Below are 11,029 nucleotides of genomic sequence, written 5' to 3' on the forward strand. Positions count from 1 at the left end.
TTTTAGTGAGAAAATTAATTATTTTTCATTTAAGCAATGAAGAAATCGAACTATGTTATTCTAATGCTTTAGCAGAAATTTATTATAAGTCACCTAGTAAACCTTTTATATAGAAAATTTTTACAAAGCTTTAAAGACAAAGTTGCTGTTAACATTATAAATAAACGCTTTTGGGAAAAAGGCCCCCCTTGCGAAAAGGCAAAAATTTAGCAAAAGAAATGAAATCCACAAGCTGCAATGCTCTGCTAGAAAAAAACATTCAGGATAAACTTCTTTCTCTTAATCCATAAAGAATAAGCAACCTACATTTACCCTGTATCCATGTAAAAAAGCTTTGTAAGGTAGGAAGGCTAGAGCCGCTAAAAAAATGAGAGTAAAATTTCTATTTAAAGTTTTACTAGCCTATTTCTTTCTATTATTTTTCTTGCATAGTTATATCTTATAAAAGATAACTTAATGGAAAATTTTAAAATTTTTTATATCATATGCCAAGCATAAATTTTTGCTCCCCCCTTCTCTTAATTTAGACTTGCGGCTACCCATTACAACCCTTGCATCCATTGTCCTTTACAAATCAACTTAACTTTTTTACCTTCATAAGTAGTTGCCTCCACATCTACATGCTCATCGGAGATCATCATGTCAACATGTACGGTACTTACATTGCATCCTATATTTGCAAGCTGCTCAGGGGACATTAAAGGGCCTCCATCTATACACATACTATAGGCAAAACCCACAGCAATATGGCAAGCGGCATTTTCATCATACAAAATCTCTTCAAATATCTTACCAGTTTGGAATATCGGAGAGTCTGTCCCTACTAAAGCCACCTCGCCTAAAAAGCGCGAACCTGCATCGTTATCAATATATCTTGCAAAATTTTCTTCCCCTTCACTAGCCTCAAAATGAACAAGTTTTCCTTCTTTAAATTCCAAATGCAAATCTTTAACTATTTTACCATTCACAAGCACAGGACGCGTAACTTTTACTTTACCGGCGGTTAAACGATAATCAGGAGTAGTGAAGCACTCTTCTGTGGGAATATTAGGCTCAAATTCCCCTCCAGGTCCTTGGCTTCCTCCTCCCACAAAAAGAGCTTGAGGGCTTAAAAAAACCTTTAAATCGGTATCCGGGCCTGTAAAATGCAATTCGCGAATTTTCATTTTAGTCAGGTGCTTGGCACGTGCTTGCAAGACACTATTATGTTTTTTCCATAATTCAAGGCAGTTAGGTTGATCAGCCCGGCAAATTTTGAAAATCTGCTCCCACAGTGCTTCACAAGCTTTTGCCTCCTCAAGTTCAGGAAAAACTTTTTTTCCCCACTGCGGGGTAGCTGCTGCTGCAACTGTCCACTGAACTTTCGATTTACTTACACCCTCAGTATAATATTTTTTAAGAGCTTTAAAATTACTATTGGAAAGAGTGTTAATTTTTTGAGGATTTAAATCTGTAAGGTTATCGGGAAGCTCACTACCAATCAATCGTAAGACAGCAGCTCCTTCTTTTACAAATTCTTCATATTTTTGACTAAGATAGTGAGGCACATACGCTAAATCATCGTCTTCTATCGAATCTAAGAGGCGAGTTCGTATTAAACGAGGCTCAATAAAATCTACATTCACATGCTTGGCTCCTCGGCGATAAGCTATTTGGCAAAGCAGATGGGTAAGCTCACGATGACAAATTTCTGCTGTAATGTTAACAATCTGTCCTTTTTGTACATTTAAGCCATGTTCTATCAGTAACTGTGCATAAGTATAGAGTTTTTGTTTAAAATCCATCATTTTTTTGAGCCTCAAAATGGTTTAATAGTGTGTATTTTTTTCAAGTTTGCTATACTACCTTTTATTTAATAACCTTTAAAGGAGGAAATAAAGAAGAATGACACCACAAGAACGCACACTCTCCATCATTAAACCAGATGCTGTAGGTAAAAATCAGATAGGTGAAATCATTGCTCGCTTTGAAAAAAATGGGTTAAAGATTGTGGCTGCTAAAATGAAACATTTAAGCCAGCAGGAAGCCGAGGGTTTTTATGCTATTCATAAAGAACGTCCTTTTTTTAAAGACCTTGTCAGCTTCATGATTTCAGGTCCTGTACTTATTACGGTATTAGAAGGTAACCAAGCCGTCCTTAAAAACCGAGAAATTATGGGAGCTACTGACCCTAAAAAAGCCTCTCCAGGCACTATTCGTGCAGATTTTGCACACTCTATCGATGAAAATTGCGTACATGGTTCAGATTCTGCTGAAAATGCTCAAACCGAAATTAGCTATTTCTTTAAAAGCACTGAAATCTGCCCTCATACCCGTTAAAACTATAAGGATATTTACTATGTTAAGGACTACCCTAGTTTTCCTATTTGCTTGTTTAACTCCTTTTTCGCTAATGGCTGCTGGTGATCCTTCTCCTCAACAGACTTTATCTATGATAAAGCCTGATGGCATCGCGAACAGGCATGTAGGTGAAATTATTGCACGTTTTGAGAAAAATGGCTTACAAATTTCAGCTGCAAAAATGCTCCATTTGACTGCCGAGCAAGCGGGTCAATTTTATGCAGTCCATAAAGATCGCCCCTTTTACAAAGATCTTATCAACATGATGAGCTCAGGGCCTGTCATGGTGATGGTACTAGAAGGCGAAGATGCTATAGCTAAAAATCGTCAATTAATGGGTGCCACCGATCCTTCAAAAGCTGCTGCTTCTACTATTCGTGCAGATTTTTCTAGATCCGTCACAGAAAATACTGTACATGGCTCAGATTCAGTAGAAAATGCTAAACTAGAGATTGCTTTCTTTTTTAAACCCGAAGAGATTGTCAATCCTATTAAGTAAGCATTAGTAGACTTTTACAAAAAGGGCAAAAAATTAAAAGTGGAGATAGAGGGGTCAAACCTTGGGTTTTATCCTTTTTCTCTGCTGCCCTTTTTTTAAGATTTAATGCCTAGCAGTTCTATCGATCTTTTATAATTTAAAATCCTCTCCAAGGTAGGTACGACGAGCCTGCTGATCATTAACTAAAGTATCGACTGTTCCGGATAGGATGACTTTTCCCTCGCTCACTAGATAACTACGATCGACAATAGAAAAAATCTCTCGTGCATTATGGTCTGTAATTAAAATGCTGATATTTTTCTGCGCCAAATGTGAAATCATCTGCTTGACCTCGTGAACCGATAGAGGATCAATATTCGCAAAAGGCTCATCGAGCATTAAAAGGGTAGGATCGGTCACAAGGGCTCTAGTGATTTCTAAGCGACGTCTTTCCCCTCCTGAGAGGGCTATAGCTTTTTTCTTGGCTAAAGGCTCAAGATGAAGTTCTTGTAACAACTTTTCTAAGCGTAATTTACGCTCTGCTTTAATTAAGGGCAAGCACTCTAAAATACACATAATGTTTTCTTCAACAGTTAGGTAACGAAAAACAGAAGGCTCCTGAGCTAAATAGCCCATTCCCATACGTGCGCGCATATGCATAGCAGAACGAGTGACATCATATTGATTGAAGGATACCGTGCCTGCATCAGGGCGAATAAGCCCTACCGTCATATAAAAAGCCGTGGTCTTACCTGCTCCATTAGGACCTACAAGTCCCACGATTTCTCCTTTTTTAACATAGAAAGATAGGCCATTAACGACCTTACGTCCATTATAGCTTTTCTGAAGATCCTGAACCTCCAAACATATGTTATGCTCGTTATTATGCATGATCTAGCTACCTATACCTATTTTTGCTTCAAAAGTTGGGAACCGTTCTTGCAACATCTTGCATTCCTTCTCTATAAAATTAAAACGCACATCGCCTATTCCTTGCACCCTATCTTTTTTCGTATGAGGATCTTTTAATACTTTTACAGAAGGAGCACTGATCTGCAAATGATTAGACCCATCAAGAAAAAGCACACGCTTTCCATAATCTGATAAAAACAACATTTCTTGGGTCTCTATATTATATTCTAAGCGATCAGAGATTGCTAGATGGGAAAATTGCTCTTGCTTCTCTTTGTCATTAGCCTTGCGCTTAAGCAACCAGACGCTACCCTTAAGAAATAATTTCACTGGCTTTAGCTGCTGAGCAATTTCATCATAATAAATAAAGACTTCATCAGCATACATCTCACCCATAGAGCCTGTAAGATGCACCTGCTGGCCCTTCATAACTTGGCCATTAGCATCACGTGGACTTTCCAGATGAGCCTGTCTTAACTTTCGATCCACTATAAGCTTATGATAAGTAGAAAGAGTATAATCTAGGTTTTTAGTCTTGTCTTGGTATTGTAAAACCGAAGGACCTCTACATTCAATCAAGCTTACTTGCTTGCTTGCATCGATTGAGTGTCTGGATATATAAACCTTTTCAGGGGTTGTCAATTTGCCTAAACCTAAATAATCAATTTCAATTTGCTGATATAAAGTAAGAATATCTTGTTGCTCATCCCAGCTCATGGCCGCGCAGGAAAAATTTATTTTATGGGCAGGCTCATAAGCTGTGCCTGTATAAAGAGAGCCGCTAGGTTTATCAAACTCTAATTGCCGCCTAAAAACATCCCAGTCAATTTTCTGAGCATTGATAAAATCTCCTTTAGGATTACTTAGGCGACACATTCCCGAGGATGTATTGGCTTGCAAAGATAAGATCCCCACCCTCTTAGTTTGCAAAGTGTTTTGCTTATCTAGAACAAAGGGTGGCTTTGTTCTTTTATAGGTTCCATGATCAGCTTGCGCGAAAATTTCATGATTGTAATTGATAGTAACGTTAGGAGAGGCGGAGATTTCACTTATAAAAAGAGAAGATTTCCCTTCTTGCTCCTGCCGTTGCAGATAGATGGTCAGTTGATGGCTTTTAATTTCTAGAGGTTTAGTAAGAAGGGAAGCTTTCTCTTTAATGTTTTCTTTATAGACAACATATTCATGGTTAGGGCCATTCAAAAATTTTCCCACCAAGTTTTGAGCGTCTATTTCTGCTTCCGAGCAGCTCAGCTGTCCACCATCTTGCAAGGCAATTTCAGCGCCTTGGACCATTTTAAGGTGAGAAAGGCTCCTTTTCTTAGTCTCTTTTGCTGGAAAAATAATTATCTCTTGAGCCTTCACCTTTCCTAATTCATGCTCAAGGAACACTTTGCCGCTTAGATGAACTAATTCTCCCTTGTAATGCATATTTTCTGCTTCTACACTCAAAGGTGTTGATTCTTCAGCAAACAGACAATTGAAAAGGACACAAGATAAGAAGAGGTATTTTCTCATAAAATCCTACCTTCTGGACCAAAAAGTTTAGCTTTAAAATGATAGGCCTTTAAATGAAAAGCTTCTTCCTCGCCCTTCAAAGAAAACTCGACTTTGTCTGCTGTCCCTTGCATTAAAATTTTTTCCTGTTCGACTACTTCTTTTAGTTGATGACCGGCTATCGCATACCGTTTCATTTTTACTTTATTAGCCACTAAAAGATCTTTTTTATAATGATACTCGGCTGTCTCTGCCTCTATAAAGCGTAAAAGTTGCATAGGGCGCCACTCCAACCTACTTTCTGGAGACCAGGAAGAGGAAAGAGAGGCGGTATGAGCGGAACGTAGACGTAATTGCCCATCAGGTTGTAAAACAGCTTCCCGCCCATCAGGAAGAAGGTAATAAAGTTCTTCTTGCATCAAGCATTTAACATTTTGCAGATGTTCTACTACCTGAGGATGAGAATCTTGCTGCTTTAAAAGCAGCTGAGCCGCATCCGCTATTAAACGCATGTGCAAACGTTCGCCTCTTTTGTAAAAATAGATATCCTTTTGAACACCTTCTCTTTCTTGGCGTGCTGTATAAGAATTTAGCTGCATGGCAGACTTAGAGGATTGAGATGCGGCAAGCAGCTTACGATATTCTAGCTCATCTTTTTCATTCACATGCCCTATTTGCCAAACTATTCCGCTTAATAAGGCTATCATAAGCAAAATTATCAGCGCAAACTGAGGAGAAAGCAAAGAGACACGCTGACATTTAGGGGAGAATGCAAAAGGAGAAAAAGAATGTTTTTTGACCATGACCTGAGTTTTTTTAATTGATATAAGCTTTAAAAGCTTTTTTTAGCATGCTTAAGAAATAAGAGTTAGTGGCCCTGGATCAAATCATATAATTTCTCTAGTATAGTTAACAAAGCAGGTAAATCTTTGAAATCTAAAACAGAAGAAGCATCGCTTTTTGCTTCCGCTGGATGAGGATGAGATTCCATAAACAAGCAATTAGCCCCCGCACTGATAGCGGCTTTGGCTAAGATAGGAATAAACTCCCTTTGTCCCCCTGAGCTATTTCCTAGCCCTCCAGGCAATTGTACAGCATGCGTAGCGTCAAAACACACAGGCACACCAAATCCCTGCATGATAGGGATCGCTCGCATATCACAGACTAGATTGTTATAGCCAAATGTCGCTCCCCGCTCAGTTAAGATAATATTCTCATTGCCAGCAGCACGGAATTTTTCTACCACATTAAGCATATCCCAAGGAGCCATAAACTGTCCTTTTTTTACAGTAACAGGAATTCCTGTTTGGGCAGCTGCATTAATAAGATCGGTTTGTCTACACAAAAAAGCAGGAATCTGAATTAGATCACAAACCTGACCTGCTGCCTGCGCTTCTTGGGGAGAATGCACATCGGTCACAATGGGCAAATCGAGTTCTTTTTTCACTTTTTCTAAAATGCGTAAACCTTCTTCCAATCCAGGTCCGCGGAAAGATTGGTAGGAAGAGCGGTTGGCTTTATCATAGCTGGACTTATAGATAAGATTAATATTGTGCTTAGAAAATAAATTTTTAAGCGCTTCTGCCGTTGCTAAGCAATGCTCTTCGCTTTCAATGACGCATGGACCTGACAAAATAGCTAAGGGTTGTCCTTTACCGATGGAGAATTTCCTAAAGGGTACAGTCTGCATAAGTTTTTCCTTGAAATTTCTGAAAGTGGGGTGACAGTTTCTTGATGAATATTGGGAAATTCTTGAAGATATTTCCTTACATTAAAGGGCTCTAAGGGTTTAGCCTGGCCGGGTTGAGGAACAAATAAGTGAGTGACCAGGTCAGCTAAAGGGGCTATAACAAAAAGTCTTTCATGCCAGTAAGGATGAGGAATTTGCAGATCAGGTTCATTCACTATTTCCCTTCCATAAAATAAAATATCTAAGTCCACTCTTCGGGGAGCTTCTTTAGGCTTTGCTTGCTTGCCTAAGCTTATCTCAATAGATTGCAACTGTCTTAACAGTTCTTGAGGTAAAAGAGTTGTTTTGAAGCGACAAACAGCATTGATATAGAATCTTTGAGAGATAGAGCTTACAGGTGTCGTACAATAAAAGCGAGAAACCTCTAAAGCGTAAATGCTAGAAAGAGCAGCCATTTTTTCTATAGCATGGGATAAAATCGCACAGCTATCTCCCATATTACCCCCTAAGCCCACATAAACTTCTGGCAGATGCATTTCAACCTTAATGGCTTTAGAACATTTATCGTATTCTTATCATAAGGATCTCCCTTAAATTTATCCAGCATAAATACTCTTCTACTAGGTGGAGTAAATCGGGTGCTGGCACAGATCCTAAATAGAGCCACAGACTATAATGGTTAAATATTAAAAGCAAAACGTCGTGTTAATCTTTTTCAGGGCAAAACAGGGTGCCTTGATAATTTTTTTTGGCATCTACTCCATTAAAAAGAGGCTTATCTATGGCTCAAGAGAAAATGGCTTAAAAAAGCTAGCGAAACATAAGCATTGCCTGCCTGGCTAGAGGACATGAATGTGTAAATGCAGCGATTGTATTAATGGATGCTCATTATAGCCACTAGGGAGGCTATGGATGAGATTTTGAATAGAAAGACTGGCCATAGGATAGAAATTAAAGGTAATCAGAGTCATCTTAAAACCGAAGTGTATAACTTTTTTAGATAAGCAAAAGCAGTTAATTAAGAGAGAGGAGAGGAAATTACTCGAGAGTAAATTCATGAGAAAGATCATAGTCGCATAGAAATTCACTAGGTGTGTAAGTCAATGCAGTGAGTAGCTTTTACCCATTAGGAAAAAGAGCATTTACTGCCAATGATTAAAGGCGTTTTGAAGGGATGATAGCAGCTAAAGTAGGGGATGTTACCTGCTATTATAAAAATGCAGGGGGCTAAAGAATCTACAAACTGAATGCGAGCCCAGGGGATTTCATAGAAAATAGTCTACATCAGGATAGTTTTAAAGAAGATGCTCATTAAGTGATAGAGGCTTTGGGGCTTAAAAAACATGGCTTTAATCAAACGCTTAGCTGCTCACATACTAAGAACTATCGATCCGTAACAAGCGATGACTGATACTCGATGAAATGCCATTTATGCACTTGATTATTTGAGAGGATTGTTAGGCAACAGCTTACCAAATAATTTTCATCACAATATTGGGAGAGGGAAGAACATTATAAAAAACCATGGTATTATAAGAGAATAGATTGTATTTTGTTTATTACATGTACAAGCACGCTATTAAAAAACCAATAAAAACATGTATAAAGGCCATACTGTGAACGCTAGCTCTTCTATCACCCTTGAGCAATTGCCTAATGAAATATTAGTCCCCATTTTAAAGCATTGTACCTCGCCTGCCCTTTTTAGCGTTTGTAGAAGATGGCATCATCTGCTGGCTAACGAAGTCATGCCTTCTCTTTATAGGCAAATAGGCAGCATTCATGTTCCACAAGGAGATATTAGCAAGCAGTCCCTTATTGTGGATAAGATTTACAAGCTAGAAGGTGGGCTTTCTGAAACAGAAAAAGTCAAGGAAATTTTTAAGCAAACCTTTGCTCTAGCTAGCTCACTTTCTCCTATGGAGTTAGAATTTAAATGGGTAACTGAGGAAAAAAGATATTTTACCCTGGCTAATTATTCTTCCTATCTTATAAATATTAATCGCCTATTAATATGGAGAAGCCTTCCTGGTGGAAAGGAGTACTTAGAGCAAGAGAAAATCAAGTATCTGCCTTTAGCAAATAAAGGAAAACTTTTTAAAGATTGGATTGAGAACCATGGTAAAGGGATCACAGAAGCAAATTTAGAAGGAAGTGGCCTGACCCTTTTACCTCCGGAGATAAGACAGTTTTCTCAGCTTGGTAGACTTTCCCTAGGCAGCAACCAGCTCACCACCCTTCCTGCCGAGATAGGGCAGTTGTCTCATTTACAATGTCTTGGCTTGCAACACAACCAGCTAACTGCTCTTCCCGCCGAGATAGGGCAGCTGCCTCAACTGAAAGACATTTTCCTAAGCGGTAACCAGCTTACCAGCCTTCCCGCAGAAATCGGGCAGCTGTCTCAGCTGGAAAATTTTTACTTAGACAACAATCAGCTCACCTCTCTGCCGATAGAAATAGGGCGGCTGTCTCAATTGCAATATCTTGGCTTGCAACAAAACCGGCTAGCTGCTCTCCCTGCAGAGATAGGAGGCTTGTCTCAACTGTGCACTCTCCACTTAGACTACAACCAACTTACCACCCTTCCTGCAGAGATAGGGCAACTCTCCAAGCTGGAAATGCTTTATTTAAGCGAGAACCAGCTTGCCTTTCTTCCTCCAGAAATATGGCAACTTTCTTCACTCTACCACCTAGCCATAAGCAGCAACCAGCTCACCACGCTTCCTGCGGAGATAGGGCGACTTTCGCAACTGGAAGGCCTTCAATTAGACGACAACCAGCTCACCACTCTTCCTGCAGAGATAGGGCAGCTTTCACAGCTGAAAGTGCTTCTCATAGGCAATAACCCACTTACCTCTCTTCCTGCCGAGATAGCGCAGCTACCTGAATATTTATATCTTGCGTTGGAGCAAACTCTCCGCCAAATCCTTCAGAAAAATTAAAGCAGCGTGTTAGGCTGTACCTGTGAAGGGACTTGTTTTTATCATTTTCGATTAGGTCATCTGTCTTTTTTATAGAATTTTTTTTAAAACAGAAAATCTATTAAAAAAACTGGCGTTCACCTTTATAATGTTTAATTAAAGAAAAAACAAAAACATCCATAAAAGGAACGCCATGAAAAATGTTACTATAAATTCTAGAGAAGATCAAGAAAGACGACTTCAAATCAAAAACATCCATCAGCAGATGAAAAATTTGGCTGTTCAAGGAACGGGAATTAGTCCTTGGGAAGCTCAAATTTTAGTGGGTCTGATTGAGGAAGTGTACTTTTCCGAACTTAACCAAAACCATTTAAAACCAGGGCAGATTAAATATCATTGTGTAGCAGCTGAAGAAGGGGCTGGCAAATCTTTAAAAGAGTGCAAGATGCTACCTGTAGTTTTGACGCTGTTTGACCAACGAGACAAAGGGAATTTTTCCCAAGATAATAATAAAGATAAAAGTGTTGAGCTAAGAAGGAGAAGACTTGTGCGCATAGCTGAAGAAGCTAAAGAGCAAGGAGGATACTTAACGCAAGAGGACCTAGCAGAATTGTTAATGTGCGATATAAGAACCATTCGAAGAGATATTAAAGAGCTTAGAACAATAGGCATCTTATTACCCACCCGAGGTCAACAAAAAGATATAGGCCCTGGTGTCAGCCACAGAGCTATTGCCATACGGCTTTGGCTGGAGGGCAAAGAGCCTGTGGCTATTGCCCAGCATATTAAGCATAGCATAGAAGCTGTGGAAAACTATCTACAGAAGTTTAAAAGAGTAGCCTTTCTTAAAAGCAAACATTTCAATGAGTTTGAAATAGCCTTAACGGTAGGAATTTCCATCTATGCTACCAAAACCTTTTCTCTGCTATATGAAGAGTTTAAAGATAAAGCCTTTTTTGAACAAAGATTGGAGGAAGTTTATATAGTTGGTGCCCAATATTATCATGCGCAAGATGAAAAAAAAAGAATGATGCCGTCGAACGACTCTATCAGGAACGAGCGGAGGCTGCCATGAAGAAAAACATCGATGCAAACCATGCTACATTTTGCCCTCAAGCATTTAAATGCTTTGAAGGTGCTTTGGAGGCATTTTTTTCTCATGAGTGCCCGCAGCTAGGAGGAACAAGGACAAGG

At 39.1% G+C, this 11,029-nt stretch carries 10 protein-coding genes; 4 read left to right on the forward strand and 6 right to left on the reverse strand.

Annotated features, from left to right (window positions below; translation table 11 throughout):
* Positions 1-542 precede the first annotated feature (542 nt).
* On the reverse strand, positions 543-1,787 hold the full coding sequence (locus tag DB41_RS08295; RefSeq protein ID WP_039386267.1) for an aminopeptidase: 1,245 nt from the start codon (positions 1,785-1,787) through the stop codon (positions 543-545).
* A 97-nt stretch (positions 1,788-1,884) separates the two neighbouring features.
* Here DB41_RS08295 and ndk (DB41_RS08300) point away from each other — a divergent pair, with 97 nt between their 5' ends.
* Complete coding sequence (gene ndk, locus DB41_RS08300) at positions 1,885-2,319, forward strand: nucleoside-diphosphate kinase (RefSeq protein WP_039386270.1); 435 nt, start codon at positions 1,885-1,887, stop codon at positions 2,317-2,319.
* A 73-nt stretch (positions 2,320-2,392) separates the two neighbouring features.
* Entirely contained in the window at positions 2,393-2,839 is a 447-nt protein-coding gene (ndk, locus tag DB41_RS08305) for a nucleoside-diphosphate kinase (RefSeq protein WP_039386279.1), read from the forward strand.
* Between the two features lie 129 nt (positions 2,840-2,968).
* Here the strand turns inward: ndk (DB41_RS08305) and lptB are convergent, their stop codons facing one another.
* The 5 genes from lptB to folK form a co-directional block, all read right to left on the reverse strand.
* Positions 2,969-3,709 carry an LPS export ABC transporter ATP-binding protein gene (gene lptB / locus DB41_RS08310; protein ID WP_039386271.1) on the reverse strand — a complete coding sequence of 247 codons (741 nt, stop codon included), beginning with the start codon at positions 3,707-3,709 and terminating at the stop codon, positions 2,969-2,971.
* 3 nt (positions 3,710-3,712) lie between these two features.
* A complete protein-coding gene (locus tag DB41_RS08315; RefSeq protein ID WP_039386274.1) occupies positions 3,713-5,245 on the reverse strand; it encodes a hypothetical protein in 1,533 nt (510 codons plus the stop codon).
* Positions 5,242-6,027 (reverse strand): hypothetical protein, encoded by a 786-nt coding sequence (locus DB41_RS08320; protein WP_039386275.1) that lies wholly within the window; start codon positions 6,025-6,027, stop codon positions 5,242-5,244. The genes DB41_RS08315 and DB41_RS08320 overlap by 4 nt, the downstream gene beginning before the upstream one ends.
* Positions 6,028-6,092: 65 nt before the next feature.
* On the reverse strand, positions 6,093-6,914 hold the full coding sequence (kdsA, locus tag DB41_RS08325; protein WP_039386276.1) for a 3-deoxy-8-phosphooctulonate synthase: 822 nt from the start codon (positions 6,912-6,914) through the stop codon (positions 6,093-6,095).
* Complete coding sequence (gene folK / locus DB41_RS08330) at positions 6,863-7,450, reverse strand: 2-amino-4-hydroxy-6-hydroxymethyldihydropteridine diphosphokinase (RefSeq protein WP_238578480.1); 588 nt, start codon at positions 7,448-7,450, stop codon at positions 6,863-6,865. Before folK ends, kdsA begins: the two co-directional genes overlap by 52 nt.
* A gap of 1,080 nt (positions 7,451-8,530) precedes the next feature.
* Between folK and DB41_RS10895 the strand changes: the two genes are divergently transcribed.
* Complete coding sequence (locus DB41_RS10895; RefSeq protein ID WP_162180940.1) at positions 8,531-9,856, forward strand: leucine-rich repeat domain-containing protein; 1,326 nt, start codon at positions 8,531-8,533, stop codon at positions 9,854-9,856.
* A 172-nt stretch (positions 9,857-10,028) separates the two neighbouring features.
* Positions 10,029-10,910, forward strand: coding sequence for a DUF1670 domain-containing protein (locus tag DB41_RS08340; RefSeq protein WP_039386278.1), 882 nt, complete (start codon positions 10,029-10,031; stop codon positions 10,908-10,910).
* Positions 10,911-11,029 lie beyond the last annotated feature (119 nt).

The organism is Neochlamydia sp. TUME1 (assembly GCF_000813645.1).
In the GTDB taxonomy this organism is placed as follows: domain Bacteria; phylum Chlamydiota; class Chlamydiia; order Chlamydiales; family Parachlamydiaceae; genus Neochlamydia.